Source organism: Chryseobacterium formosum (assembly GCF_026460885.1).
GTDB lineage: Bacteria > Bacteroidota > Bacteroidia > Flavobacteriales > Weeksellaceae > Chryseobacterium > Chryseobacterium formosus.
Genome location: NZ_JAOVZW010000009.1, coordinates 17,029 through 43,905, shown reverse-complemented (window position 1 = coordinate 43,905; position 26,877 = coordinate 17,029). Strand labels below are relative to the sequence as shown.

25 protein-coding genes are annotated in these 26,877 nt (G+C 32.8%); 13 read left to right on the top strand and 12 right to left on the bottom strand.

Translation table 11 applies throughout. The features are described 5' to 3' along the window. Positions 1-114 precede the first annotated feature (114 nt). Entirely contained in the window at positions 115-729 is a 615-nt protein-coding gene (locus OF897_RS08640; RefSeq protein WP_267265297.1) for a 4'-phosphopantetheinyl transferase family protein, read from the top strand. Here OF897_RS08640 and OF897_RS08635 read toward each other — a convergent pair. The 3 genes from OF897_RS08635 to porU form a co-directional block, all read right to left on the bottom strand. Then, a complete protein-coding gene (locus OF897_RS08635) occupies positions 710-2,971 on the bottom strand; it encodes an FUSC family protein (RefSeq protein ID WP_267265296.1) in 2,262 nt (753 codons plus the stop codon). The two genes, OF897_RS08640 and OF897_RS08635, sit on opposite strands and share 20 nt — an antisense overlap. A gap of 168 nt (positions 2,972-3,139) precedes the next feature. Then, the gene (porV, locus tag OF897_RS08630) at positions 3,140-4,303 is read right to left on the bottom strand and encodes a type IX secretion system outer membrane channel protein PorV (protein WP_267265295.1); all 1,164 of its coding nucleotides are present in this window, start codon (positions 4,301-4,303) and stop codon (positions 3,140-3,142) included. A 56-nt stretch (positions 4,304-4,359) separates the two neighbouring features. Further along, entirely contained in the window at positions 4,360-8,256 is a 3,897-nt protein-coding gene (gene porU / locus OF897_RS08625; RefSeq protein WP_267265294.1) for a type IX secretion system sortase PorU, read from the bottom strand. A gap of 165 nt (positions 8,257-8,421) precedes the next feature. Here porU and gldJ point away from each other — a divergent pair, with 165 nt between their 5' ends. Then, positions 8,422-10,023 (top strand): gliding motility lipoprotein GldJ, encoded by a 1,602-nt coding sequence (gldJ, locus tag OF897_RS08620; RefSeq protein WP_267265293.1) that lies wholly within the window; start codon positions 8,422-8,424, stop codon positions 10,021-10,023. 94 nt (positions 10,024-10,117) lie between these two features. Beyond that, positions 10,118-11,389, top strand: coding sequence for a UDP-N-acetylmuramoyl-tripeptide--D-alanyl-D-alanine ligase (locus tag OF897_RS08615; protein WP_267265292.1), 1,272 nt, complete (start codon positions 10,118-10,120; stop codon positions 11,387-11,389). On the opposite strand, the gene OF897_RS08610 is transcribed toward OF897_RS08615, so the two are convergent. Beyond that, positions 11,382-11,993 carry an NUDIX hydrolase gene (locus OF897_RS08610; protein WP_267265291.1) on the bottom strand — a complete coding sequence of 204 codons (612 nt, stop codon included), beginning with the start codon at positions 11,991-11,993 and terminating at the stop codon, positions 11,382-11,384. The two genes, OF897_RS08615 and OF897_RS08610, sit on opposite strands and share 8 nt — an antisense overlap. A 29-nt stretch (positions 11,994-12,022) precedes the next feature. On the opposite strand from OF897_RS08610, the gene OF897_RS08605 reads away from it, so the two are divergent. Next, complete coding sequence (locus tag OF897_RS08605; protein ID WP_267265290.1) at positions 12,023-12,412, top strand: SRPBCC family protein; 390 nt, start codon at positions 12,023-12,025, stop codon at positions 12,410-12,412. 28 nt (positions 12,413-12,440) lie between these two features. On the opposite strand, the gene OF897_RS08600 is transcribed toward OF897_RS08605, so the two are convergent. The 3 genes from OF897_RS08600 to OF897_RS08590 are packed head-to-tail and all read right to left on the bottom strand — an operon-like array spanning position 12,441 to position 15,367. After that, positions 12,441-13,487, bottom strand: a complete 1,047-nt coding sequence (locus tag OF897_RS08600) for an anhydro-N-acetylmuramic acid kinase (protein WP_267265289.1) — start codon at positions 13,485-13,487, stop codon at positions 12,441-12,443. A 3-nt stretch (positions 13,488-13,490) separates the two neighbouring features. Next, positions 13,491-14,087, bottom strand: coding sequence for an LPS export ABC transporter periplasmic protein LptC (gene lptC / locus OF897_RS08595; RefSeq protein WP_267265288.1), 597 nt, complete (start codon positions 14,085-14,087; stop codon positions 13,491-13,493). A 2-nt stretch (positions 14,088-14,089) separates the two neighbouring features. After that, the gene (locus OF897_RS08590; RefSeq protein ID WP_267265287.1) at positions 14,090-15,367 is read right to left on the bottom strand and encodes a hypothetical protein; all 1,278 of its coding nucleotides are present in this window, start codon (positions 15,365-15,367) and stop codon (positions 14,090-14,092) included. A 215-nt stretch (positions 15,368-15,582) separates the two neighbouring features. On the opposite strand from OF897_RS08590, the gene OF897_RS08585 reads away from it, so the two are divergent. The 5 genes from OF897_RS08585 to OF897_RS08565 all read left to right on the top strand — a co-directional run bounded on the left by OF897_RS08585 (position 15,583) and on the right by OF897_RS08565 (position 21,765). Continuing rightward, complete coding sequence (locus OF897_RS08585; protein WP_267265286.1) at positions 15,583-16,701, top strand: DNA polymerase III subunit; 1,119 nt, start codon at positions 15,583-15,585, stop codon at positions 16,699-16,701. Positions 16,702-16,871: 170 nt separating this feature from the next. Next, positions 16,872-17,498 (top strand): TetR/AcrR family transcriptional regulator, encoded by a 627-nt coding sequence (locus OF897_RS08580; RefSeq protein WP_267265285.1) that lies wholly within the window; start codon positions 16,872-16,874, stop codon positions 17,496-17,498. Continuing rightward, a complete protein-coding gene (locus OF897_RS08575; protein ID WP_267265284.1) occupies positions 17,482-18,795 on the top strand; it encodes a TolC family protein in 1,314 nt (437 codons plus the stop codon). Before OF897_RS08580 ends, OF897_RS08575 begins: the two co-directional genes overlap by 17 nt. 16 nt (positions 18,796-18,811) lie before the next feature. Beyond that, on the top strand, positions 18,812-19,918 hold the full coding sequence (locus OF897_RS08570; RefSeq protein WP_267265283.1) for an HlyD family secretion protein: 1,107 nt from the start codon (positions 18,812-18,814) through the stop codon (positions 19,916-19,918). Between the two features lie 269 nt (positions 19,919-20,187). Next, positions 20,188-21,765, top strand: coding sequence for a DHA2 family efflux MFS transporter permease subunit (locus tag OF897_RS08565; protein ID WP_267265282.1), 1,578 nt, complete (start codon positions 20,188-20,190; stop codon positions 21,763-21,765). Positions 21,766-21,818: 53 nt separating this feature from the next. Here the strand turns inward: OF897_RS08565 and OF897_RS08560 are convergent, their stop codons facing one another. Next, the gene (locus OF897_RS08560) at positions 21,819-22,430 is read right to left on the bottom strand and encodes a hypothetical protein (protein ID WP_267265281.1); all 612 of its coding nucleotides are present in this window, start codon (positions 22,428-22,430) and stop codon (positions 21,819-21,821) included. 18 nt (positions 22,431-22,448) lie between these two features. Continuing rightward, positions 22,449-22,805: a winged helix-turn-helix transcriptional regulator gene (locus tag OF897_RS08555; RefSeq protein WP_267265280.1), complete on the bottom strand. Its 357-nt coding sequence runs from the start codon at positions 22,803-22,805 to the stop codon at positions 22,449-22,451. Between the two features lie 90 nt (positions 22,806-22,895). Between OF897_RS08555 and OF897_RS08550 the strand changes: the two genes are divergently transcribed. From OF897_RS08550 to OF897_RS08535, 4 genes are all read left to right on the top strand, one after another. Beyond that, entirely contained in the window at positions 22,896-23,426 is a 531-nt protein-coding gene (locus OF897_RS08550) for an NAD(P)H-dependent oxidoreductase (protein WP_267265279.1), read from the top strand. Between the two features lie 93 nt (positions 23,427-23,519). Beyond that, positions 23,520-24,419 carry an EamA family transporter gene (locus OF897_RS08545; RefSeq protein WP_267265278.1) on the top strand — a complete coding sequence of 300 codons (900 nt, stop codon included), beginning with the start codon at positions 23,520-23,522 and terminating at the stop codon, positions 24,417-24,419. A 194-nt stretch (positions 24,420-24,613) separates the two neighbouring features. Beyond that, the gene (locus OF897_RS08540) at positions 24,614-24,931 is read left to right on the top strand and encodes a nucleoside triphosphate pyrophosphohydrolase family protein (protein WP_267265277.1); all 318 of its coding nucleotides are present in this window, start codon (positions 24,614-24,616) and stop codon (positions 24,929-24,931) included. Further along, positions 24,931-25,485: a DNA-3-methyladenine glycosylase I gene (locus tag OF897_RS08535; protein ID WP_267265276.1), complete on the top strand. Its 555-nt coding sequence runs from the start codon at positions 24,931-24,933 to the stop codon at positions 25,483-25,485. Before OF897_RS08540 ends, OF897_RS08535 begins: the two co-directional genes overlap by 1 nt. 108 nt (positions 25,486-25,593) lie before the next feature. On the opposite strand, the gene OF897_RS08530 is transcribed toward OF897_RS08535, so the two are convergent. The 3 genes from OF897_RS08530 to OF897_RS08520 all read right to left on the bottom strand — a co-directional run bounded on the left by OF897_RS08530 (position 25,594) and on the right by OF897_RS08520 (position 26,841). After that, positions 25,594-26,103 (bottom strand): hypothetical protein, encoded by a 510-nt coding sequence (locus OF897_RS08530; RefSeq protein WP_267265275.1) that lies wholly within the window; start codon positions 26,101-26,103, stop codon positions 25,594-25,596. 129 nt (positions 26,104-26,232) lie between these two features. Continuing rightward, a complete protein-coding gene (locus OF897_RS08525; RefSeq protein WP_267265274.1) occupies positions 26,233-26,460 on the bottom strand; it encodes a hypothetical protein in 228 nt (75 codons plus the stop codon). Positions 26,461-26,463: 3 nt separating this feature from the next. After that, complete coding sequence (locus OF897_RS08520; RefSeq protein ID WP_267265273.1) at positions 26,464-26,841, bottom strand: glyoxalase; 378 nt, start codon at positions 26,839-26,841, stop codon at positions 26,464-26,466. Positions 26,842-26,877: the final 36 nt, after the last annotated feature.

The window sequence follows — 26,877 nt, the reverse complement described above, 5'->3', positions numbered from 1 at the left end:
AAAGGTATTATCTTGATTTAACCTGTACAATCACCCTTTTGGGCTATTTTTTGTTTTTATTGTATTCTTGTGAAGCTTTAAAAAATTGCTATTTTTACCTAATAAATCAAACCAATGCCTCTTTACCGAGATTTTTCTGATGATAACGCAACTATTCTTGTCTGGAAATATGATGAGAATGATGAATTGAATATTGATGAGCTTTTAGAGCCTGAAAATGCCGAAAAAGTAAAAGATTATCATCCGAAAAAATTGTTGGAGGTTTTAATGGTCAGAAAGCTTTTGAAAAGTTTAAAACCACATTCTAAAATTCTTTATAAAGAAAGAGAACCTTATTTGTTTCCGAAGGATGCAGAAATTTCTATTACGCATTCTTATCCGTTTGCTGCGATTGCCATTTCAAAAAATAAAATCGGAATTGATATTGAAAAATTTAATCCTAAAATTTTAAGGGTTATTGATAAATTCACCTATGAAAATGAGCGTGGGTTTATTCCTTTTGATACGGAAGTTATCTTTTATACAATTATCTGGAGCGTGAAAGAAAGTATGTATAAAATTCATCATTCAAAGCATTGGTCGCTGAAAAAGCATTATGAAGTAAAACCTTTTGAGCTTAAACATCTTTTTGACATCAGTTGCAGAGTGCATGATGATCAAATTTCAGATGAGTTGAAAGCAAGAGTGAAATTTTTTGACGATTATTGTTTTACGATTGTGGAGGAATAGCTTCTTCGTTTCGGTACTTTTCGATTACTTTTCGCTGTTCTTTGGCGACATCATAAATCAGTTCCAAAACATCGTGAATATTTTTCAATTCAGTTAAATGCGAGATTTTATTAGGATCTCTTGTGTCGTAATGTTCATTTTCCAGAAGTTCGGTTTTTCTCTTATGAAGCATATCTTCAATTGACGAATCTTCTGGTTCGAGACGACTGTCCATTCTCAACGTTTCTGTGATTTTATCGCCATTCAGAATTGCTGAAACCTGATTCATTTCAGATTCAATTTTTTTACTCCAACTTTCAGAATCAATTTCAGGATATTCCTGATTGCTTTTCGCATACTGAGATAAGGAAGCAGTATAAGCGGTAATCAAATGTGAAGTTGCCACAAATTGATGCACAACTTCCAGTTTTTTCTGCTGATTTTTAGGATCAGAAATCATCCTCTGAAAATTATCCGAAAGATTGGCTAAAGAAATAATAGCATTTTTACGCTTCACTTTATAATCTTCAATGTTGAAATTTTCATTTAAAAATTTAGACATCACACTATGAAAATAAGTGAGATTAGACTCCGCCGATTTCTTCATTAAATCTAAATTCTGCGTATGTTCCCAAACCGGAAGTACAATATAAGAAACAAGAAACGCAATAACGCCGGCAATAATTGTATCTACAATTCTGTCTTTAAAAATAACATTGACGTTTCCTGGATTTAAAAAATTAAAACTCATGAAAACATACATTGTCATAAATAATACTGCCCAAAAATATCGCCCTTTAAGCAAACTGAAACACAAAATCATGCTCAGTAAAAGAATGGCGAAAAGAATTGCATTAATGTGAATAAAATGCAGCAAAGCATATGCAATAACTGCTCCTGCAACAGTTCCGTAAAAACGCAGCAGATTTCTTTGTTTGGTAATCGAGTAGGCTGGTTTTAAAATGGCAACAATGGTAATTAAAATCCAATAGGTATGACCAATTTCCACAAACGGAAGGAGAGAAACCAAATAACCTAACAAAAGCGCAACCGTAATTCTTATCGCATGACGAAAATGAGATGAGGTAAGTGAAATATTACTTTTTAAAACTTTAAAATTAATTTTTTCTTCATTAGGCATAAATTTTTTTAAATCTAAACCTGTAGAAAGACTTTTTGCCAATTTTACATTCTGAGAAAACACTTTATAGATCTCGTTAATCTCTTTTGTGATTTCGCTGATACGCATCATAATCTGACGCAAAATCATGAAATTTTCTAGATTTTCGGGAGTCATTTGTTTATTTCTCAATTCAAAATAATGAACATTTAATTCATGCTCATGAACATCCAAATTGGAAATAGGTCTTGCTCGAGTACTGCTTTGTAATGAAATTCCAATGTTGGCAATTTCTTCGGAGAGAATATTTAAATAATCATGAATTTGAACTAAAATTTCAGTGTCTTCAAAGCTTTCCTGGAGTTTTTTGTAATCACTTTCAGAAGTCATCAGTTTTTCATGAAGATCCATTGAATTTAAGAACATCAACATTAATAATCGGCTTATTGTGGTTGATTCATTAACGATAGTTCTGGTTTTAAAAACAGTTTCACGGGTTTCTTCCTGAAGGTTTTTAATTCCTACCTGTTTTCCGATTATCTGTAAACTTAATTTGTCGAAATCTGGGTTTTTCTGATAATAATTAGCTTTAATTCTAAGAAATTCTGCCAACTGAAGATAATTTTCCCCAATCATCTGACTCGCTAATTTGTAAGGCTGAATCGTTGTGACAATAAGGAAAATCAACAAAAACCAAATACATCCTGCTGCGAAAATGAGTAAACTTTTGAAAATATTTGCACCAGTTAAATGTCCGTCAATAAAGATGGCTAAAACAACCAATGCTAAAGAACCAACTGCCGCTAATCTTTGTCCGTAAACTCCGATTAGGGAGAAAAACATTCCGAAAGCAACAATTTCTAAAAGTACAAGCGGAATGATGCCTTTCACCAGACTTGCAATTAAAGCAACTACTACGAAGCAGAAAATCGCAAATGTAAGTGAATTTCGACGTCTGATAAATGGTCCGGGTTGATCTGTCAATGCGACAAAACTTGTTCCTAAAGGGAAAAGAAAATAATCTTTAAGCAAACCAAAGTAGGAGAGTACTAAACACGGAATCACCGTTGCCAATGTAATTCTTATGGAAGAATACACATATTGACTGGTTACGATTTTTTTAAGCTCCGATGAATAGTTCATTTTACAAAAATAAGGGTTATCTGTGAATTGTCTGTTTTACTTGGTAATTGAATTGTGAATTTTTATTTAAATATTATATTAAAAACGTTCATTAATATGTTTGAAAATTATTAAAACAAAAAAAGTCTCATAAAATGAGACTTTTCAAAACTTTTATAGTATGTTTTCTTAATAATCTACATTTGAAGTTTCTTCACCAATGTTCCAAGTAAGACCGAAACGAAGAGTGTTATCCAAAGCAGTATTAATTTTAGACATATTGATTAGGTAAGAAATATCCAACCCGAAAGAACGGTATTTTAAACCAATACCTGCAGTTGCAAACTGTCTCGCTCCTTGCTCTTCACTTTCGTGGAAATAACCACCTCTTACAGCAAATGCATTGTCATAAGAATATTCCAAAGCACCACTCATCATAATAGAATTAGGATTTTTGAAAGATTTACTGATTCCTTCCATTACACCAACATTCGGAACAGCATAAATAGGCTGTCTTGTGTTCGGATCATTACCAATAAATTCTGATCCCGGAACTAAAATTTTAGATCCTTCAAAAGAAATACCCACTTTATTCATATCATCAAGAAACATATCATAACCGATACCTAATCTTGCCATAGTTGGAAGATATGATCTTGAAGCTTCATCTCCTGTATAGTCTAATTTCGGACCAAGGTTTGAAATTACAGCTCCGGCATTTAATTTTCCGTCCATACCTCCAAAACTAGAGAATTTCGGTGAAGTATAATAAGCTGATACATCTACTGCAAAAGTATTTGCCGGCTTCAAAGTAGTATCTGTGTTGAATCCTCCGGCTAAGTCTGAACGGATAAATCTACCTGTTACAGCCATTGAATAAGAATCAGATAATTTCAAACCATAAGCAACGTCGATTGACATTTCGTTTGGCTTTGAAGTACCCATAGAAGTAACGTCATTTCCTACCAACTGCGTAAGATCTACTTCCCCCATATTGAAGTAATAGATACTTGCTGAAATTGTAGATCTCTCTTCCTGACCTAAGAATTTATGGAAAGCACCGTACAATAAAAATACATCATTGGTAAGTTTCCCCATATATGGAGTATAGTTCAAACCAACAGAAGAGCTGGTTCTGCTAAAAGGATATTTTGCCGCATTCCAGAATTGTGAAAAAGCATCCGGTGAAGTTACCACACCCTGATCTCCCATACCTCCTGATCTTGCATCTGGTGCGATTCTAAGGAATGGAGCTCCGGTTAAAACAGGTCTTACCTGACTCAAATCTTGTGCATAGCCTAAAAAACCAGCACTCAAACCAATCCCTAAAAGCAGTTTAGTAGTTAAATTCATATGTTGTCTTTTATATATTATCAGTTTTTTATTGATATTCTTAATTAATTATTTATTTACTTCAAAAGTACCATTTTTTCTACAGCTGTAGCACTTCCTTTGCATTTTTCTTGATTTTGACTTTTTGCAAATATCTTAAAAATATACGTACCTTTTGCTACTGTATCACCAAAATCGTCTTTTCCGTCCCATTCAATTGCTTGACGTGGCGTTCTAAAGCCCTGTAGGAACGGTTCTGCAACTACAACATTTGTTAAAGTTCTTACTAATTTTCCTGTAATTGTATAAATTTGAACGTTTACATCTAAAATATCATCACAATTATGTTCAAATTGAACGTAAGTTTTGTTGGTAAAAGGGTTTGGCCAGTTCAACGGTCTGTTTATTATCAAGTGTTGATCTGCTTCATCTTTAACTTCAAAGTTTAACGTTTCAGTTGTCGAATTATTGTTGATATCCCAAACTTTAAATGTTAACTGATGTTGTCCCAATGCTAAATTTCTAAAAGGATACGTTACATTTCCTTTTTGATAATCTGCTAACGAAGGATTAAGACATCCGTTTCCTTCACCTGAAGCAAAGAAATCATTTAAAACTACAGTATTAATAATTTGTCCGTCCAAATATACTGTAATATCGTGACCAATACCAGAACCTGTAGAATTTATTCCTGTATCATCTGTTAAACAAGCTAAAAGCATTGGGCTTTGATTGGTAATTCCTCCATTAGCAAAATTGGTGTTGTTCATGTATAATTTTACTTTTGGCGGTTCGTTATCATTAATTCCGTTAGGATTAAGATCGCCTACTTGTACAGTTTGATTATTGAATACGTCAAAAGATTTATTATCGGCATACCCCAGTAATCTTCCTTCTCCTACTGCATAATTAATATCTTTTGGAACATAAAATTCAATGGTAAATACTCCATTCACTGCAGTTCCAGAAGCTTTTACAATGGCACTTCCTTCTTCAGTATATTGTAATTGCGGAGTAAGATTTCCATCATTATTTAATGTTGTTTTATTTAATCTTTTATCAAAAATATTGATTACAACTCTACCGTTGAATGTTGTATTAACTGTTCCGTTTGTATTATTAATGTGTCCTTTCACTTTTACAAAATCCAAACCTCTTATCAATCCCGGAACCGGAGTTTCTATATCGTCAATTACTAATAATCTTTGAGGTCTGCTCAATTTCATTGCAGGATCACCTAAAACATTTACTTTTAAATGATTAGCGTTTCCTGAGTATTGTTTTTTTGCATTAAGATGGGCATTCCCAGTAGTCTGGAAATCATCACCAACCATTTTAAACATTTCTTTAGTAAAAAAATCAGTGAATTGCTCACCGTAATCTACATTAACTGCACGACTGGAAGTAATCATTGAAGCAGGACCTCCCTGTTTAAGCTTGATAAACTGTTCACCTGCAGAAAAAGTAGCTGGCTCATCCCAAAGTGTAAATTCACAGGTAATTGTTGATACGAAAGGAAATCTACTGTAAACAGAAGAAAAATTGTTTGAGTTTTGAATTTCATCTGTCGTTAAAACTCTTTCTTGAGCCCAACCATTAATACCTCCATGTCCGAAATAAAATAAATAAAGACTATTGCCAATATCGTTTGAAATTGCTTGATTCACTTGCGGATATCTTTGTCCTCCCGCTGTGCTTTGCGCTTGAAAAGCATCTAAATACAATTTTCTTACATTATATTCTTTTAGAGTATTTACTGAAGGTATTTCAAATGTACTTGCCAATGTATTATTCATTGTAGTATGGAAAGGTAGGGTGTTGTCATTATCATCATCTACTACAAAATCCAATTTCATTCTCCATTCTCCAAAAGGAGATGATTGCCCTGAAAGAGCATTATAATATGCCAAAGTTTTGTCGACCATATTAGCCGCTTCAGTTGGATTAGCTGCAGGAAGCCGCCCTATTGGTAAATCGGGAAGGTTGATTGATAGTGATGGTGAAGTCTGAGGTTTTGTCATTACAATATAATCATCAGTAACAAAAGAACCTTCGAAATCTCTTGAAGATTCACTTTGATAACTTGAAACTACATTTGAATTATTTGAAATTCTATTTTTATAATCATAAGAAGCGTCACCAAGTATAAAAACATATTTTAAACTTCCTAATGGCGTGTTTAATTTTGTTATAAAATCTCTTAATGCAGTAAGATCTCTACTACCACTTCCAAATTCATTGTAAATTTTATCTGCATCAACAATCTGAACATTAAAATTATTTCTTGTTTGATGATAGTTAGCAATTCGCTGAGCTTGTGCCATCATTTCAGGAGTTGTGATAATCAAATAATCTACATTTTGTAATGCTGAAAGATTTTGATTAGCAATTCTTCCAACAAATTGTGGGGAAAAAGCAGCATCCGCTCTAAAAGCAACAAATTCATTATTAAAATTAACATCCGAAGTTGTATAAGCAAAATTAAAATTTCCACTTCCGGTAGCTTTATTTACTCTTCTGTTGGCATTTGTTATATCTGTGACATCCCAAACCTGCTCCATATTTCCTGTATTGGAAATACTAAATCCATAATTGGTATTCGTACCTGTAGTTAAAGAAAAATCTCTGAAATTCATTTGAGAACCATTGAATCTCAAATCCTCTCTATATTGTACCTCAGCATAATCAAGATAAAAAGCCCCATTAGGATTAGTTGCAATATTGGGAGAATAATTGATTGTAATTTGGTTTCCGGAAATTGCAGTTGTTGTCCCCAAATAGGTTAACGGATAAAAATCATTTGAGTAATTTGGCGGGTTTTGAGGAACTGATTGAGGTGAAGGATTCTGGCTGTTAATATTGAAATTAATGCTGTTCTGCTGTGCTCTCCATCCAATAACTTGAGTTCTGTATTTTACAATATCACCTGCTTGAATCGGTGAATTTAAATTAAAAGTAACCGCTTTATCTGTTGTGAAACCTTGATCTTCAACCCAAACTCTTCCTACTTTTAATAAATTTCTTTGATCATTATTAACGACTTGATAATTATCAAACTTTGTTATTGGTGCAGAGGCGGGTAAATTTAAATCAACAGGGAGAACTCTTTTTCCTGCCCCTTTGTCAAAATTGATATAATAATAAGAAAAATCTTCGTAAATATTTTTTAAATTCTCACTGTCGTCATTTCTGAATTCTTTTCTTTTAATACCATTTCCATTAGCAGTATTATATAAATTATATCCATTAGGTCCTTGAGCATAAAAAAGAGCATAATCACCATCATTCCAAACTCCATCGTCTTCTCCAACTACTTGAATTGCATTTTCTTGCAATGCACTGTACTTTACATCTTGATTAAATTCAGGAAGCATGATTCCTCCGTTTCCGTAAATTCTGAAGTTTTTAGGATTAATATTGGCAGGATTCATCCCATTGTCTCTCAGAAATTGAGAAGTAATTTTGAAAACCCCAGATTTATCAACTTTAATTTTATAAAAACCTCCGCTTGATAAAGGATTCTGAGTAGTACCAACTTTACTTGCGTTCATTGGCATTGGTGCATTACTTTCTGAGACATTAAATGAAGATAATCTTTGTATCTTCCCTTTAATATTTTTAAATAATCCAACGCGTACAGTTGCATATCGTTGTCCATCAAGATAATAATAGTCAATATCTGAAATGTCACGATCTTGAATGAAATTAGGATCTAATTCATATAAATCTTTTGCAGAAATGCTTTCCCAAACAAGATTTGATACCTGAAGCTGTCTTTCTCCAGTTTTTTGCTTATTGACGATGAAAATGTTATCCTGATTATAAGAAAAACCTTCGTTTGTAAAATTTGGAAGATTTTTTTTAATATCACCATAATCTTGAATTTTAGCTCCTTCCCAATTTATGGATACTCTTTGAGCCCAAGCCGTTGATACAAAAGCAAATATAGATAATAGAGTGATTTTTAGTCTCATGTTTATGTTTGAAATTTCTAAATTACAAAATAAATGAAAATTTTATAATTAAATTGTCATACCATAAAATTAATTTGTTAAGAATTTTCAAAAAAATCAAATCTTTACTTGATTTATTGAATAATTTATTTTTTCTTTGTACTTTGAATAATATTTATATCGACTATGAAAAAACTAAAGTTGTTTTCATTAATAGCATTGAGTTCTACACTTGCATTAACCAGTTGTGGTGGTTCAGGGACTTCCGGAGGCGGCGGTACTAAAAAGTTTGTCAGCAAGACAGGTTGGAAACCAAACGAAAAACAGGGTTGGTTTTTTGCAGGAAAGCAGCAGAAACAAAAAGGTTGGCCGGGGATGGTATATGTTGAGGGAGGAACTTTTACAATGGGATTAGTGAAAGATGATGTAATGCACGATTGGAATAACTCGCCTCGCAGAATGCAGGTAAGTTCGTTCTTTATCGGTGAAACTGAGATTACTAACTACGAATACCGCGAATACCTTACATGGTTGAAGTATGTATTCCCACCAAGTGATCCTAGTTATAAAGAAATTTACAACGGTGCTTTGCCGGATACTTTATTATGGGATAATAAATTATCTAGAAATGATCTTAATGAAACGTATTTCAGAGATCAGAACTATGATTATTATCCGGTAGTAGGAGTTTCTTGGACTCAAGCAAACAGATATTGCGAATGGTTGACAGACAGAGCAAACGAAAAAGCTTTGATGCAAGCAGGTATTATTGCAAAAGATTTGTATATCAACGAATCTAATAACCAAGGTGGAACTGCATTTAATATGGATAAATTCAGATCGAATGATCCTGAAATGCAAGGTTACATCAACGAGCAAAGAATGATGCAGAAGAATGGTATGAAAACTACCAACCAAAGACTTCAGGCAGCAAACAGAGCTCCTAATGCAGCAATGGTTACGAAATTCAGACTTCCTTCAGAAGTTGAATGGGAATTTGCTGCTCTTGGAATGGAAAAAAACAGAGAGTACAACAGTTACTTAGAGAAAAAACCACAGGTAGATCTTCTTAGAGGTACTAAAGGTAAAAACAGAGGAATGATTCTTGAAAACTTCAAGCAAGGAAGAGGAGATTATTCTGGACCTGCAGGTTGGAAAAATGATGGTGCTGCTCAAACAGCAGACGTTAGACAATTCCCTTCTAATAACATTGGTATTTACGGTATGTTTGGAAACGTTGCAGAATGGACTGCAGATGTTTACAGACCTATCATCGATGAATCTGGAAGTGATTTTAATTACTACAGAGGAAATATGCCTCAAGCTATCGTAAGAAACGGTGACGGAACTTACAAAATGATAGAAGAAGGTAACATGAAATATGATACTTTAGCAGACGGAAGATTAGTTTACAAAAACTTACCAGGTCAGTTTGAGAGAGAAACTATTGCAGATTACAGAAATTATATGGATGGTGACAGACAATCTTCACTGAACTATAGAAATGCAAGTGATTCTGCAGCATCTTATGATATGTATAATTCTCCTACTACGAAATTTATCGTTAATTCAAATGGTAGAGTAGTATTGCAGAAGGATACTAAAGACAGAACTTCAGCTATTTCTAATGATATTAGAGTTGTGAAAGGTGGTTCTTGGCAAGATTCAGCATATTGGTTGGATCCGGGACAGAGAAGATACAAAAATCAGGCATCTGGTTATGGTTGGATCGGTTTCCGTGTAGCACAAGATGCTAGAGTGAACGACAAAGCTAGAACAAGAAGATAATATTTATCAAAATACTTATAAAAAACCTCTCGTATTTTCGGGAGGTTTTTTTATTTTTGAACTTAGAAATTTTATTTAAAATCTAAATTTACCAATGACTACAGAACAGTTTTATCAATTTTTTTTAAAAGCTAATAAAGTAACAATTGACAGCAGAAAAATTGAAAAGAATGATATTTTCTTTGCTTTTTCAGGGGATAATTTTGATGCTGCAACTTTAGCTGAAAAAGCTGTTGACCAAGGTACACTTGCTGTAATTGTTGAAAATAAAGAATTTGAAAATTCAGACAAGAATATTTTCTATGTTTCATCAACTTTAGAATTTTTACAGAAGTTGTCTATTCATCATAGAAACCTATTAAATATTCCTGTCATTGGTCTTACAGGAAGTAATGGGAAAACTACGACGAAAGAGCTTATTCATGCTGTACTTTCACAGAAATATAATGTTCAGTACACTTTTGGAAATTTGAATAATCACATCGGTGTTCCATTGACTTTGCTTTCAATAAAATCTGAACATGAAATGGCAGTAATCGAAATGGGAGCCAATCATCAAAAAGAAATTGAAATGCTTTGTAATATTGCTAAACCAAATTTCGGTTATATTACTAATTTCGGTAAAGCCCATTTAGAAGGTTTTGGTGGTTTTGAAGGTGTTATTAAAGGCAAATCTGAATTGTATGATTATCTTAAAAATGAAAATCAAACCGTTCTAGTGAATGAAAATGACCCTATTCAATTAGAAAAAATACAGGATTATCAATCAAAAATAACTTTTGGAAAAACAAATTCTGATTATTATTTCGAACCATTTTCTGAAGAACACTTTGTAGGTTTAAAATACAAAGATCAAAATGCTTTATCAAAACTTACAGGCGATTACAATTTTACGAATCTTTGTGCTGCAGCAAGTTTTGGACTTCATTTCGGGATAGATTTTAGCCAAATTAAATCTGCTCTAGAATCCTATACGCCAACAAATATGAGATCCCAGATTGTTAAAAAAGATAATAAAACTCTGGTTTTAGATACTTACAATGCCAATCCGAGCTCAATGTTTGCTTCGCTGCATAATTTTATCACGTTTGAAGGTTCAAAAACAATCATTATCGGCGATATGCTGGAATTAGGTGATGAGAGTGAGACAGAACACCAAAACATTCTTAATCTGGCTCAAAACTTGGGTTTTAATGAAATTATTACCGTTGGAAAACAATTTAAAAACGTTAATTCAGATTCTAAAGCTTTTGATAGCACAGAAGAATTGACTCAATATTTAAAAGAGAATAAAATTGAGTCAGAAAATATTCTCCTTAAAGCGTCGCGCGGAATTTCTCTCGAAAAAGCAATTGATTTTATTTAGATTTCGAATCCCAAAATTCATTGATAATCAACTTTATATTCTGGAAAGTACTTGGGAAAACTTCATTCTCAATCTGAGTGGTGTTTTTCCAGGCAACTTCTGTGATTCCTTCTTCCAATTGAGGTTTTGAAGTATCTTCACCATCAAAAAACATTTCAAACCAGTGTGTGTGTTTCAAAACACGGTCACCATTTCTTTCAATATAAATATGATAGGTGGTGTTGATGAAATCTCGAAGTTCTACATTCATTAAATTTGTTTCTTCCTCAATTTCTCTTACAGCAGACTCTTCGCGAGATTCACCTTTTTCCATTTTACCTTTAGGAAGATCCCATTTTCCTAATCTTTTGATGAAAAGTGTATCTCCATTTGGTCTCAATACAATTCCTCCCGCTGCTTCAATGATTCTGAATAGTTTTTTAAATTCTTCCCAAATGATTTCAATCTGTTCGCCATAAACGTTCAGTTCAGAAGTCGACGTATTCTGAAGAAGATCGAGAGCGATTTCTAAAGTTGTGAAACTTTCGTAATTTAAGGTTTTCTCTAAGTTTTCCGGCTTCTTAGATATCAATAATTTTTTTTCGTTCACAAAAACTTTATACATTTGTAGTAATTTAAATACAAAAATAAAAAATGAATTTAGAAGGACGAAAAATTATTGTCAATAAATCATCTAAAGATTTATCTGAGTTGCTGAAATCGCCTGAAAATTATAAAAATTTTATGCCGGATGGTCTTCAGAAGTTTGAAACCAGAGAAGATGGCTTCAAATTCGGACTTCAAGGAATGCCGGAAATTGCATTGAAAATTGATGAAGTTACAGAAGAGAAAGCAGTTTTAAAATCGGCTAGTTCAAGTTTAGATTTTGCCTTGACTGCAACTTTGAATCCGTTAAACGAAAATCAAACGGAAGTTCAGATGCTTTTTGAAGGAAAATTTAATCCTTTCATTAAAATGATGGTAGAAAAGCCACTTCAGAATTTCATCAACACTTTGACAGATAAGATCGAAGCTTACAAATAAAGAAAAACCTTCAGAAATGGAGGTTTTTTTATGCGATAATTCCAGAACTGTGATTATGTGAACTTCCAGTTGCAGAAGCGAGAACATTGATTTCGTTATTCCATCTTAAAACTCCCATAAAAGCAAAAATCAAGGCTTCTTTGAAATCAATAATTTCCTTTTCAGGAATGATGATTTCCGATTGGGTTTTACTTTTAATCTTTTCAATAAGAAACTGATTATAAGTTCCGCCTCCTGTAAAAAGGACTTTCTTTAAATTATTGTTATTAAAAACTTTTGAAATTTGTTCAGCAACGTGTTCTGTAAATGTTGCTAAAATATCTAAATCTTCAATATTTAAAAATAAAGAGAAAATATTTTCATTACACCATTCAATTCCTAAAGATTTTGGATGAGATTGATTGTAAAATTCCAAAGAATTTAGCTTTTGTAATAACTCTTGATTGATCTTTCCTTTTCTCGCTAAATTACCGTTTTCATCATAATTCTGATTGAAATTTAAAGCTAATTTATTCAGGACAATATTTACTGGAGCAATATCAAATGCAATTCTCTGATGATTGGTTTTAAATGAAATATTAGAAAATCCACCTAAATTTAAGCAAGCATCGTAATCGGAAAATAATAATTCGTCACCAATCGGAACCAAAGGAGCTCCGTTTCCACCTAATAAAACATCCTGAGAACGAAAATCGTAAACGACAGGAATTTGAGTTTCTGCTTTTATCGCTCTTCCGTCACCAATTTGAAGTGTAAATTTCCTTTGAGGTTGATGAAAAATAGTGTGACCGTGTGAAGCAATCAAATCAATTTCTGATAACTGGTTTTTTTGAATGAAATCTTGAGTAATCTGACCTAAATAAAAGCCATATTCGGAGTTTAAAGCTAATAAATCTTGTGATGATAAATGAATTGAATTTCTAAGTTGATCTTCTAAGGCTTTAGCATAAGAAACAGTTTCAGCCTGAACGATTTTAAATTTCCATTGAAAATTTTCTTTCCAAAACTGAGCAAAACAGATATCTAAACCGTCCAAACTGGTTCCGGACATCAATCCTATCGCTTTAAAAACCATGATCTATTGAGCTTTAGGTTGAGCTATTTTAGCTTTACTTACATCAAGATCTCCAGAATTGTTGAAAAATTTGTATTCTGAGAAATCGTCTTTTGCTGTCATTCCGTTTGCATGAACTAGAGTAGAACCGTCTTCCATCGTTGCATAAACAGTGTCTCTTGTATAAATTCTTTTCTTAGCCTGATCCCAAAAAACACTTTGAGTCGCAAATCTCTGTCCGTCACTTGTAAGAATTTTCACATCGCCTCTTGCTTCGTAAAATTTTTTGTAATCATAAATTTTAGCAAATTTAGCAGTGATATTTCCGGGATTTTTAGGTTTTTTCTTGTCGAAAAATTCTATTTTCATTCCCTTTTTGGCAACAGTATAAGGACTGTCAATCAATTCATACGTTTCAATAATCGGAGCTGTCGCTTTTAAAGTAATAAAACCTGAATCTCTCTGAACAATTTTAGCATCATAAATAATTCTCGAAGGAAAATTTTTGTTTTCATTACCGTTTAGCTTGGTAAGATCTTCTTCGCAAGATGTGAATATAAAAAATATAGCACAACTAAAAAGGTATGCTATATTTTTAAATTTATGTGAAATAAAATTCATTATTAATTGTAAAGCTGTTTTCTAAACCATCTGTCAGCAAAATTGAAACCAACTTTTACGTTGACAAAATTCTGGTTGATTAGATTGTCTTTCAGAGTTCCTCTTTTCCCAACTTCTACACCAATCTCAAGACCGCTCATTCTTCCTATACCGCTGTTTTTAAACGGTAACATAACTCCGGCAGAAACACCAAATTTATTGATGCTGTTACCATAAAGTTCGATATTTCCTTTTTCATAGAAAGCACCATAACGGTAAACTACTCTTGAAAAATAACTTCTAAAGTTGTTATAGTTTGGTAAATACCATCCTCCGGCAGAAACACGGTAAGAATCTTTGTAGTCGAACGTATTACCGAAATAACTTATCGATTCTCCCTTTTTATAATCAATCTGCCCTGAAACAAACCATTCATTTTCACTTCCGTATCCAACTCCGACAGAAGCCTGAAGTGGAATAAGGTTATTAGAATTGTTTTTTTTATTTTCAATAACTGTAGGAGTAGATTTTATGTCAACGTCTGTGTAATAATAAGTACTGTTTGTATATTCAGTAGTCATTTTACTTGTATTACCGAAAGTAGCAGTCGCTCCTATAGTAAGTTTTTTGTCGGTACTTGTATTGATCGATTGATAACTTGTACCTAAGGTAAAGTTAAAGTTTTTAATACTGTTTTTAGTCTCGTAACCGTTGATCAAATCTGCAGTAGAAGTTGTAAACTCATTTAGATCATAAAGATTTCCGAAGTAGTAATTTGCTTTTGCTCCGACAGAAAATTTAGGATTGATTTTGTATGATAATGCAACTTGTGCAGTATTTAAAGTTCCGCTACCTGTAAATTTATTTCCATAAACAGTTCCATCAGCTATCGTTTCGCTATGAAGAATTTCATAACTCTTTGAGCTGTATGGTTGATACAAAAATCCCATTTTTATTTTAGGCGAAACAGGAAAAGCTATTGAAATATTTGATAAATAGGTAGAATGCTTTGTAGATTTTGTACTATTATAATCAGTTTTGAAGTAATTGTTTTCGTTTGTTGCTTCAAGTTTGATACTTGTCAGCTCAAAATTGCCATTGTTAGCAGGGTTTCCGAAATTGAAATTACTACTGAAATCACTGATGTATGCAGTAGAAATGCCTCCCATTGAGCTGGTTTCAATCGTATTATCATATTTTACATCCCCAATTCCATAAGCAGCATAAGGTGAGTTGCTTAAACTCTGTGCATTTAGGAAATACCCCACCGAAATGAATGATAGTACAAAAATTTTTTTCATTCTAGATTTTTAAAATAATGCGCAAATATCTTAAATATTAATGAATTGTAAAAATTTACTGAGGTTAAAGTTTGTTAAGGGAGATATTAGGTGAATTGTCAATTGTGAATTAGCTATGCTGTCAATTTTTAAAAGGTGTGAAATTAACTATTGACTTGCGAAGCAAAATTGACACTTGACTCGTTATCACTTTCAAAAATTCTTATCTTTGAAGCATGAATTGGGAAAACATCGCCGGACAAGAAAACCTGAAAAAAGTTCTTAAAGACAGTATTGCCGAAAACAGAGTAAGCCACGCCCAGCTTTTCATCGGAAAAGAGGGTTATGGAACGATGCCGCTGGTTTTAGCATATGCAAAAGAAATTTTGAAAGGTGAAAATGAACACGCTGCTTCGAAAGTTGAACATCTTAATCATCTTGATTTGCATTTCAGTTTTCCGGTTTTTACAGACAATAAAAATTCTTTAAGTAAAAATAAGTTTGAACAGTTCAGAGAAATGATGATCAGTTCGCCATATTCAAGTTTTGATGATTGGACAGCTCATTTGGAATCTGAAAACAAGCAGTTTTTCATTTCGGCAGACGAAATTGATGACCAAAACCAAAAATTTGCCCTGAAAAGTTTCGAAGGCGGAACAAAAATTTTAATTGTTTGGAGAGCTGACAAAATGAATATTGCAGCATCAAACAAATTTTTGAAATTTCTCGAAGAACCACCTGCAAAAACAATTATTCTTCTTACTGCCGAAAGTACAGACGATATTTTACCTACAATTTTATCAAGAACTCAACTGATTGAAGTTCCAAGAATTAATGATGAAGATATTGAAACTTATCTCCAGTCTAAATTTCAAATATCGGTTGATAAAGTAAGAGAAATTGTTCATCAGGCTCAAGGAAATCTTAACGAAGCTATTAATTTTTTAAATTCAGAAACGAAAAATCCGGAGTTTGAAAAACTATTTGTGCAATGGGTTCGTGATGCATTTATGGTGAAAAAGAAACCAGAATTTTTGAAGAACATAATTTTGTGGGCAAGAGAAATTGCCGGTTGGAACAGGGAAAAACAAAAAAACTTTCTCAACTACGCTTCAGAGATTTTCCGATTGGCTTTGTTGCAGAATTATCAATCGCAAGATTTGGTATACAAAAAGATTGATGCAAATGGTTTCAATTGGGAAGGTTTTTCAAAATTCATTAGTGGGGCAAATATTATCAGTATTTTAGATGAAATTAATACTGCAGATTTACATTTAACAAGAAACGGAAATCCTAAAATTGTTTGGACAGATTTAGGAATAAAATTATCGAGATATATTCATAAAAATTCTTAGAACGATTTATTATAGCTAAATATAAGTGTTTTCATTGGTTTGGAAGCGCTTTTTTATTGATAGAAATTTAGCTTCATTTTTAAGGAAAATTAAAAATAAATTAAAAAATCAATCAAACGTTTGATTTCAACAAAAAAGCATTGTACATTTGCATCCGAAAATTATCATACATGATTTCAAAAGAAGAAAATATATTATTCGCTGCTGAAAAGCTTTTTGCTGAAAATGGCTTTCAAGGAACCTCAACAAGAGAAATTTCTAAAGCTGCAAACGTGAATATTTCAATGATTTCTTATTATTTCGGTTCTAAAGAAAAACTGTACGAGAAATTGGTGGAATATAGAATGAATGAAGGTCAGTTTTTTTCTAAAGATATTGTAGAAAGAACAGATATCAATGAATGGGAAAAAATTGAAAAAATAATTGATCAGTTTGCAGGAAGAGTAAGGCATCACAAATGTTTTTACAGAATTATGCAGAGAGAGCAACTTCACACAGAAAATCCTCAGATTGTCGAGTTTCTTAAGCAAACCAAATTGGGTTTTCTTACAATGTATTCGAAAATTCTTGAAAGTGGTTTAGAAAAAGGAATTTTTACTAAAAACCCTCCTATCTATTTACTGCATTCTACTGTGAGCGGAACTCTATTTTATGCTTCAAATGCAACAGGAATGTACAAAGAATTCCTTCAAAATAATGAAACTGAAGAAGCTTTTGAGGAAACTTATTTCAATGAATTAACACAACACGTAAAACATATTTTAAAAGACCTTTTAGGTTATGAAGAGAATAAATAACTCAGTTATTGCATTATCCCTTTTTGCAGGAATGGTGTACACTCATGCTCAGGAAAAAAAGCAGCTGACTCTTGATGAGGCGGTTCAGCTTGGAATCCAGAACAGTAAAAGTTTAAAAATAGATGCTGCCAAAATTGAAGAAGCAACTGCTGATCTTTTGGAAGCAAAAAACAGACAGCTTCCAGAATTGAAGGTTTCAGGAAGTTACATGTATCTTCCCATTAAACCGACTGTTGATTTAAAACTTCCCGGAGTATCTTCCGCAGGTGGACCAGAAGTTCATCAGGTTGCATTTGGTTCGGCAAATTTGAGCATTCCTTTATACAGCGGCGGAAAAATTAAATATGGAATTCAGTCTGCAAAATATTTGGTAGAAGCGTCAAAACTGAGTACTGAAAATGACAAAATTGCTATTGCTTATAACGTTGCTCAGGCTTATAATAATTTATTTAAAGCCAATCAATCCATTAAAGTTTTGGAAGAAAATTTGACGGCTTCTCAAAAAAGAGACGAAACCTTTCTTAAGCTTGAAAATAATGGTGTAATCGCAAGAAACGACCGTTTAAAGGCGAATCTTCAGACTTCAAACATTGAATTACAACTTTTAGAAGCAAAAAACAATTACAATATTGCCAATATCAATATGGATTTGCTTTTAGGTCTTCCCGATGCCACTGAAATCGAAGTTGATCAAAACTATATTGATGAATCTGATGATGTAAAAACTGTTGATTTTTATCTGAATGCAGCAAGAGAAAACCGTAAAGATCTACAGGCTTTAGACCAACAAAGAAAAGCAGCTCAATTGGGAACGAAATCTGCAAAGGCAGAAAATCTTCCGTCAATTGCTTTAACGGGAGGTTATGTTGCAGCAGATATTCCGAAATTCTTGACTGTCTATAATGCAGTGAATGTTGGGGTAGGAATTTCTTATAATCTTTCAAACCTTTGGAAAGAAAATTCAGCATTGAAACAGTCTCAGGCAAGAGAAATGCAGTTGTCAGCAACAAATGATTTGCTGAATGACAATATTAAACTTGATGTCAACAGAGAATATCAAAATTCAGATTATTCTAAAAAGAGAATCGCTGTTTTCGAAAAATCTGCAGAGCAAGCAAATGAAAACTACAGAATTACAAAAAACAAATACGATAATGGTCTTGCAACGATGACTGAATTACTTGATGCCGATGCAGCTCAAATTTCAGCAAACGTTGGTGTAATAAATGCCAAAGCCGATGCCGCATTAGCATACAGAAAACTTTTGCAGACTACAGGAACTCTAACTATTAAATAAAAAGACAATACCCAAAATGGAAAATAATAACACTCAGGAAATCGCTGAACCAAAAAAGAAAAAAAGTTTAGTTTTCCCAATTATATTAGCAGTAATCGTAATCGGAGGAGGAATCTTCGGTTACAGATCTTACACTTACGGCCAGTTTCATGAAGAAACAGATGATGCTCAAATCGCTTCCAACATGAATCCTGTTATTTCTAAAATCTCAGGTTATGTTGCTCAGGTGAAAGTAAAAGACAACCAGTTTGTAAAAAAAGGCGATACTTTGGTTATTTTAGATAATAAAGATCAAAAAATGGCTTTGGAACAAGCAACTGCAGCTTTATCTACAGCTAAAAGTAATATTTCTTCAGCTCAATCTTCTACGAATGCCACTTCAAAAAATATCAGCAGTTCTCAGGCTGCGGTTGCAACAGCAAATGCTCAAATTGAAGCTGCTAAAGTTAATGTTTGGAAGACAGCACAGGATTTAAAAAGATATGAAATTCTTGTAAAAGATCATTCAATCACTCAACAGCAATACGAACAGGCTTTGGCTGCAAAACAATCTGCAGATAAACAATTGCAGGTTTTGGTAGAAACAAGAAACCAAATTGCTCAGCAAACCGGAATCGCTTCTTCTCAAACTGAGGCAAGTTCTCAACAAATTTCTGTTGCTGGATCAGTTGCAAAACAAAGAGAAGTAGATGTAGAAAGTGCAAGATTAAATCTTTCTTATACTATTATCGTTGCTCCGGAAGATGGTTTTGTAGGAAAAGTTCCTATTCAGGCAGGTCAGTTTTTACAGGCGGGTTCTCAATTATTTAGCTTGGTTAAAAATGACCAGAAATGGGTAATTGCCAATTTCAAAGAAACTCAGGTTGCGAAAATGGTGGAAGGACAAAAAGTTGAAATTAAAATTGATGCTTTCCCTGATACAAAATTTGAAGGAGTGGTAAGTTCGTTTTCTCCGGCAACAGGTTCTACATTCTCTATTCTTCCACCAGATAATGCAAGTGGAAACTTCGTAAAAGTAGTTCAGAGACTTCCGATAAAAATCGATTTTGTAAAGCTTGATCCAAATATTGCAAAAAGATTAAGAACAGGAATGAATGTGAAAGCAGAAGTTGCTTTAAAATAATATTGAAATAAGTGAATTGTCAATTTTGCTGAAGCAAAGTCAATTATGAATGCTGACGAATTAAATGCAGAAAGATTGATGGGGATTTTGGAGAAGATTGATGATCGATTGGAAATGAAGTAGTAAAAATTGACAACGATGTTGATTGGTAATTGGCAATTCACTTTTTATAATTCTTAAAGATGAGGAATAATGATTTTGAGTTTTAGCGAAGCTTTTTCTCAACCTAAATCTTAACCTCAACCTTCTTTAAACACACAAATAAATTAATGCAAGATTCATTAGTAGAATATGGAGCCCGAAGAGTGATCATCACGATCACGGCTATTCTTTGTGCTTTGCTTGAAATTGTGGATTCCACGATTGTAAACGTTGCCCTCAACGAAATGAAAGGGAATCTCGGTTCTACACTTTCAGAAGTAGGATGGGTAATTACCGCGTATGCTATTGGTAACGTAATTATTGTACCGATGACGAGTTGGTTATCTCAGCAGTTTGGGCGTAGAAATTATTTTGCCGCTTCGATCGTAATATTTACCATATTTTCTTTTCTCTGCGGAAATGCAGATAACATTTGGGAATTGGTATTTTTCAGATTATGTCAGGGAATTGGTGGTGGAGCACTTTTAGTGACCTCACAAACCATTATTACCGAATCTTATCCTATTGAAAAGAGAAGTATGGCGCAGGCTATTTATGGTTTGGGAGTAATTATTGGTCCTACTTTAGGTCCGCCATTGGGAGGATATATTGTTGATAATTACAGTTGGCCGTATATTTTTTATATCAATATTCCGATTGGAATTGCGGCAACAATCATGACTTTACAGTTTGTGAAAAGCCCGAAATTCTCAGAAAAAAGGAAAGCTTTGGATGTCGACTGGCTCGGAATTATGCTTTTGGCATTAACCGTTGGATCTTTACAGTTTATTCTGGAAAGAGGTCATGAAGAAGACTGGTTTGAAAGCGGAATGATAGTAACTTTTACCACAACAGCTATTTTAGGATTTGTACTTTTCCTTTGGCGAGAGCTCACCTACAAATATCCGATTGTAGAACTGCGGGTTTTAAAGAACGGAAATTTGAGGATAGGAACCGTGATGTCCTTTGTTTTAGGATTTGGATTGTATGGTTCTACGTTTATCGTTCCTTTATATACACAAAGTATTTTGGGTTGGACGGCGCTTCAATCCGGAGCATTAATGATTCCGGCAGCTTTAACGACTGCTTTCATGATGCCGATTATCGGTCGATTACTTTCGAAAGGAGCTAAACAACAGATTTTGGTTTCCTTAGGATTATTAATCTTCTTTATTTACAGTTTTTGGGGTTACAAAATTCTTACTCCGGATACCAGTAAAGATGCCTTTTTCTGGATGCTGATTGTACGTGGAATGGGACTTGGTTTATTATTTATTCCAATCACTTCCTTATCATTAAGTACATTAAAAGGTCAGGAAATCGGACAAGGAGCTGCTTTTACCGGAATGATGAGACAGCTTGGTGGTTCTTTCGGAATTGCGGCAATTACTACGTTTATTGCCAATGCAAGTCAGAAATACAGGGTCAATTTAATTTCCCATTTAGATGGTGACAGTTTAGATGTTCAACAAAGATTAGCGAGTTTAAAAGCCAGTTTCATAGCTAAAGGAATGACGCCTGATAATGCAATGAACGCTGCTTATAAAGTTTTGGATATGACTGTAACCAAACAGGCGACGGTACTTTCTTATATGGATGTTTTCCTTTATTTGGGAGTTGCGTTTTTAATCTGTATTCCGTTTATTTTGTTCATCCGAGAACGGAAGAGCAAAGAAAAAATAGATTTGAGTGAAGCAATGCACTAAAAATATAAACCTCTGGAATTTTTCAGAGGTTTATATTTTCAACAGAGAGAAATTTATTCTTTATTAAAAATTTTAAATTCATTTCTAATTAGATTTAATAGTTCTTGAAAAGAGAGTAACTCATCTACATTAGGATATTTTTCTAAGTATGACTCAGGATTTGAATAATTAAATTGATTTTCCTTTTTTCCTCGTTTAATTTTAACATAAAAAGATCGACCGTCAAGTACAGAAAGACTTGATATAGAAGAATATATTTCACCATCTTCAATTTGATAATCTTTATTAACCTTTTTAAGTTTATATTCAAAAAATTCCCATTTTGGAAGATGAATAACATTAGTATCTAAAATTTGTAACCATACCATTTCAAAATTTTTCAGAGAATTTAATTTTGATTTCCTTGTTCTGATTTTAATTTCATTTTTATTATTTTGAGTGGCAATTGTTTCATAAAATTCTGCTTTCCAATTTTCTTTATCGTCTTGATAAAATCTGAAAAGCTCTAATCCTGTTGTCGTTGAATATTTTTTATATACACGAATTTCATTTTCATGAAATTTAAGATTTTCTATTTTTAAAATTTTATCATATTCAGTATTTTGTTGTGCTGATAAAAAACCGCACGGAATGAATAAAGTAAGAATCAAATATAAATGTCTCATTTAAATATTTTTTAAAATTTAAACATTTTCCTTATGCATAATTCCCCATTTTTCCAATTCCTCAATAACTGGTTTTAATTGGTAACCAATTTTTGTTAATTCATATTCAACTCGTGGTGGAACTTCTGCGTAAACAGTTCTTGTGATAATCTTGTCTTCTTCAAGTCTTCGAAGTTGAAGAGTGAGCATTCTTTCTGTAATATTTCCCAAACTTTTTCTTAATTCTCCAAATCTCAGTTTTCCGTTAATCAAATAACTGCAAATTGCGAGAGACCACTGTCCGCCAATTAATTTGGAAGCATACAATTCCGGGCATTCTTCTGTGAGTGCTTTTTTATTGGCAAAATTGGTTGATGTTTCCTTTATTTTAGTCATTACTTACATTTTTTATAGTACCATACAATTGGTTGCTAATATCGGAAATGTAAGTTACACCTACTATTTTTGTAAAAGAAATTTTAAAATATGAAAACATTAGTAATAGTAACTCATCCTAAAATGGAAGAATCTTTAATTAACAAAAGATGGGTGGAAGAGTTGAATAAATTTCCAGAAAAGTATGTTGTTCATGAATTGTACAAAGCTTATCCAGACGAAATATTAGATATAAAAAAAGAACAGGAATTAGTTGAAGCTTACGATAAAATTGTTTTTCAGTTTCCATTTTATTGGTTTAGCAGTCCGTCGTTGTTGAAAAAATGGTTTGATGAAGTTCTTTTACATGGTTGGGCATATGGAAGTAAGAGCGGATATAAAGTTGGCGGAAAAAAGATCGCTTTGGCAATATCCGCAGGCGTTGATGATGAAGATTTCAGAGCTCAGGGAAAATACAGACATACGATAATTGAATTCACAAGACCTTTTGAGCTCAGTTTTGAATATATAAAAGCAGATTATCAAAAACCATTTGTGTATTACGGAATGGAGTATAATACCTCTCCTGAGTGGATTGAGAAAAGTGTTCCTCAATATTTAGATTTTATTGATAATTTATAAAACATTCTTAAAACAACTGTCGATAATTATTTGTCGACAGTTTGTTTTATTATCTTTGCGCCACTTTAAAGCAATAAAAATACTAACCTCCAATTGAAGAATCTGAAATATTATCTTGCCGCCATTACTGCATTTTCGCTTTGGGGAACTTTTAGTTTAGTTCTAAAACCACTGCATTCTTATGCTTCTTTGGACATTTTGTTTTACAGAGTTTTCAGTTGTGCGATTATTATGACTGTTGTGACAGTACTTTTCAGAAGATTGAAGCTGAAAGATAATTTAAAATACTTCAAAACACTTCCTCAAAATAGCAAGAAAAAGATTGTTGGTTTAAATATTCTGAGCAGTATTTTACTCACGGGAAACTGGTTTTCATTTATTTATGTAATGAATCACATCAGTGTAAGAGCGACTTCGGTGGCGTATCTCGTTTGTCCGATTATCACAACAATTTTAGCTTTTTTTATTCTGCGTGAAAAGCTAACAAAATTGCAATGGTTATCTGTGTTTTTGAGTGGGGTAGGATGTATTTTGCTGTCGTATTCCAATCTTTTGGATATGGTTTACAGCAGTTTGATTGGTTCTACTTATGCTTGTTATCTGATTATTCAAAGTGTCAATTCAAAATTTGATAAATTTTTGGTTCTGAATTTCCACATGATTCTCGCAGCATTGATTTTGTTACCATTTTTTCCTACGTATTCAGGAGAAGTTCCTACAGAATTTACCTTTTATCTCTATATCGAAATTATTGCGGTAATGTATACCATTGTTCCGTTGCTTTTAAATCTGTACGCAATGTCGGGAATTGCTTCCTCAAAAGTCGGAATGATTCTCAATATCAATCCTATTATCGCATTTATTTTGGCAGGAGCGGTTTACAACGAAGCGCTTGGCGGTTTACAGATTGTATCATATTCCATTATATTTTTGGCAGTAATTGTCTTCAATGCAAAAGAAATTTTTAGTTTAAAAAAGATAGAAACTGCTTAGGTTTCAATTATATTCTGGTAATTTTAAATCTTTGTATTTTTTTCTTAAACTAAGTGCCTTTAGTCTACCTTAAATTCTAAAAATAACTTTGTCTGACTTTGCGTTAAAATCAACTTCTGTTACATAGAAATTACTTCTCCTGACAAACAGTTGTCAACAGTTTATATTATCTTTATCGGATAAAATAAAGAAAAATGGATCAAAATAATTTTGATGAAATCATAAAACGCTCACTCAATATTCGACAAAAATATCACGAAATAGAAATTCAGCAAAATGGAGGTGAATGGACTCTAGAACAGGATGCTTTAGCGTATCTTACCGATGCAGGATTAGTAGGAAGAAATATAATGTCTTACGAAAAAACTTGGTCTAAAAAAGATTCAAACGCAGAGCTTGAGCATAAATTAGGCGAAAATATTTGGTGGCTTATTGTTTTGGCAGACCGTGCTGGAATTGATATTAAGGAAGCTTTAGACAAATTTTTAACCAAAACAGAAAAATTATTCTAATGAGTTATTGTTCAGTTATCGAAAATATGCAGCCTGAAAGCCGAAAAGAGCTGCATAAAAATTACCATGACAATCACTACGGATTTCCAATTCATGATGATAACGAATTGTTTGGAAGACTCATCATGGAAATCAATCAGGCGGGTTTAAGCTGGGAAACGATTTTAAAGAAAGAAGAAGGCTTCAGAAAAGCGTATGATAATTTTAATATTAAAAAAGTTGCTGCCTACACTCAAGAAGACCGTGAAAGATTATTAGCTGATCCAGGAATTATCAGAAATAAATTAAAGGTAAACGCTGCCATAGAAAACGCAAAAACCATTATAGAATTACAAAAAGAATTTGGTTCATTTGAAAAATGGCTCGAACATCATCATCCAAAAACTCTGGCAGAATGGATGAAGTTGTTCAAAAAAACTTTCAAATTTACAGGCGGAGAAATAGTGAACGAATTTCTAATGAGTATTGGATTTCTTAGAGGTGCTCATTCCGAAGATTGTTCTATAAATCAAGAGATTTTAAAGTATAATCCAATGTGGAAGAATTTGGGATAAGGTTGAGAGTTCGGATTGAGTTTGATTTTGATTGCACTCTAATTTTTAAATTTCAAATTGTTTTATAATAATTCGTTTCGGCGGTGGCAAAGCCACCGCCGAAACGAATTATCTCAAACTTCTTACCGTAACATCGGGCTTTTGACCTTGTGGAACAATAAAAATCGCATTGTCATTAATGGTGTCTCCTGAATCAAAATAATAACTTCCAATTACCGGTAAAATATTTGTGATAAACTTTCCCGATTTATCATAAGCAGAATAGGTAGCATTTATCATCTGCGTTCTCATTTTCAGCTGAATCTTTTTTGATGTAAGTTTTGCTCCGGTTGCGTTGATACAATCCAATTCTACAATTCCGATATTGGTAACAATTTGTGGAGATGAGGTTAAACGGATATTATAAGATTTTTCAGAATTATTCTGTACAGTTGCAGAAACTTTATAACGATCAAAAGGTTTTCCGCCGACTTCAATACTTTCTTTATTGGTGATATTAAAAGTTACTTTCATCCCGTTGACATCAATACTTTCGCCGTCAGAAATTTTTTGAGCAAATACAAAATTGCTAAAGCTTAAGAATGCTAAAGCAAAAAATAAAAGAACTGAATTTTTCATGGTTTTGGTTTTTGTGGTTGGTAACGTAAAGATAATGAAAGTGTTTTGAGTTTTAATATTAATTCTTTGGAGTGATAAAAGGAGTAAGTCACTTTTTACCATTGTCATTCCGACGGAGGAGGAATCTGTTTAAAAATTCAGCTTTTTAAAAATTAAACCAATAATCACTAAAAGTATTCCCAAAATAAAAGTGGGCATCCAAAAAGCAAAGCACAATCCAGACAATTTAATTATAAACTGAGGGAAATCTCCAGTAGCTGAAAACATGGAGATACCGGTAATAAACATTAGTATGGATAGTGGAAACATACAGCTTCCCGCAATCATTAAATATTTGGAAATTTTTCCTGCTCTCATATTTTATCTTTTCAAAATTATTTCATTTTTCAATCGTTCAATCAGCATTGTAATAATTCTTTTATTAAAAACTTTGTTGTCAGAATTATAAATCTCCATTTCTTTCAGAGTAAACATCCCAATCGTCATTCCTATAAAAGTATTTTTTAAAACTAAATCTTTCTGCAGACTTTGTTCAATAAATATATTTTTTTTCGCTGAAGTTAAAGAATTGAAATCTGCATTTTGACGGATTGCATAATTTGTAAACAATGAAATATAAAGTTCATTCTGCAATTTTAAAACAGGACGCAAAGTTTGGTTTTGAAATTTTTCTTCCGAAGTTGAGGTTTCAGAAATAGTGATGTTTAAAGATTCTCTTAAATCGAGTTTGGTTGTCATATATGTTGTAATGATTTTACATTATATTTCAAATGT

Excerpts from the sequence above, each read along its gene's own strand:
- OF897_RS08520 (WP_267265273.1), bottom strand. The coding sequence starts at position 26,841 with ATGACAACCAAACTCGATTTAAGAGAATCTTTAAACATCACTATTTCT.
- OF897_RS08550 (WP_267265279.1), top strand. The coding sequence starts at position 22,896 with ATGAAAACATTAGTAATAGTAACTCATCCTAAAATGGAAGAATCTTTA.
- OF897_RS08570 (WP_267265283.1), top strand. The coding sequence starts at position 18,812 with ATGGAAAATAATAACACTCAGGAAATCGCTGAACCAAAAAAGAAAAAA.
- OF897_RS08585 (WP_267265286.1), top strand. The coding sequence starts at position 15,583 with ATGAATTGGGAAAACATCGCCGGACAAGAAAACCTGAAAAAAGTTCTT.
- OF897_RS08535 (WP_267265276.1), top strand. The coding sequence starts at position 24,931 with ATGAGTTATTGTTCAGTTATCGAAAATATGCAGCCTGAAAGCCGAAAA.
- OF897_RS08580 (WP_267265285.1), top strand. The coding sequence starts at position 16,872 with ATGATTTCAAAAGAAGAAAATATATTATTCGCTGCTGAAAAGCTTTTT.
- lptC (WP_267265288.1), bottom strand. The coding sequence starts at position 14,087 with ATGAATTTTATTTCACATAAATTTAAAAATATAGCATACCTTTTTAGT.
- OF897_RS08640 (WP_267265297.1), top strand. The coding sequence starts at position 115 with ATGCCTCTTTACCGAGATTTTTCTGATGATAACGCAACTATTCTTGTC.
- OF897_RS08610 (WP_267265291.1), bottom strand. The coding sequence starts at position 11,993 with ATGTATAAAGTTTTTGTGAACGAAAAAAAATTATTGATATCTAAGAAG.
- OF897_RS08635 (WP_267265296.1), bottom strand. The coding sequence starts at position 2,971 with ATGAACTATTCATCGGAGCTTAAAAAAATCGTAACCAGTCAATATGTG.
- OF897_RS08530 (WP_267265275.1), bottom strand. The coding sequence starts at position 26,103 with ATGAAAAATTCAGTTCTTTTATTTTTTGCTTTAGCATTCTTAAGCTTT.
- OF897_RS08560 (WP_267265281.1), bottom strand. The coding sequence starts at position 22,430 with ATGAGACATTTATATTTGATTCTTACTTTATTCATTCCGTGCGGTTTT.
- OF897_RS08565 (WP_267265282.1), top strand. The coding sequence starts at position 20,188 with ATGCAAGATTCATTAGTAGAATATGGAGCCCGAAGAGTGATCATCACG.
- OF897_RS08600 (WP_267265289.1), bottom strand. The coding sequence starts at position 13,487 with ATGGTTTTTAAAGCGATAGGATTGATGTCCGGAACCAGTTTGGACGGT.
- OF897_RS08555 (WP_267265280.1), bottom strand. The coding sequence starts at position 22,805 with ATGACTAAAATAAAGGAAACATCAACCAATTTTGCCAATAAAAAAGCA.
- OF897_RS08605 (WP_267265290.1), top strand. The coding sequence starts at position 12,023 with ATGAATTTAGAAGGACGAAAAATTATTGTCAATAAATCATCTAAAGAT.
- porV (WP_267265295.1), bottom strand. The coding sequence starts at position 4,303 with ATGAATTTAACTACTAAACTGCTTTTAGGGATTGGTTTGAGTGCTGGT.
- porU (WP_267265294.1), bottom strand. The coding sequence starts at position 8,256 with ATGAGACTAAAAATCACTCTATTATCTATATTTGCTTTTGTATCAACG.
- OF897_RS08590 (WP_267265287.1), bottom strand. The coding sequence starts at position 15,367 with ATGAAAAAAATTTTTGTACTATCATTCATTTCGGTGGGGTATTTCCTA.
- OF897_RS08575 (WP_267265284.1), top strand. The coding sequence starts at position 17,482 with ATGAAGAGAATAAATAACTCAGTTATTGCATTATCCCTTTTTGCAGGA.
- OF897_RS08615 (WP_267265292.1), top strand. The coding sequence starts at position 10,118 with ATGACTACAGAACAGTTTTATCAATTTTTTTTAAAAGCTAATAAAGTA.
- OF897_RS08540 (WP_267265277.1), top strand. The coding sequence starts at position 24,614 with ATGGATCAAAATAATTTTGATGAAATCATAAAACGCTCACTCAATATT.
- gldJ (WP_267265293.1), top strand. The coding sequence starts at position 8,422 with ATGAAAAAACTAAAGTTGTTTTCATTAATAGCATTGAGTTCTACACTT.
- OF897_RS08525 (WP_267265274.1), bottom strand. The coding sequence starts at position 26,460 with ATGAGAGCAGGAAAAATTTCCAAATATTTAATGATTGCGGGAAGCTGT.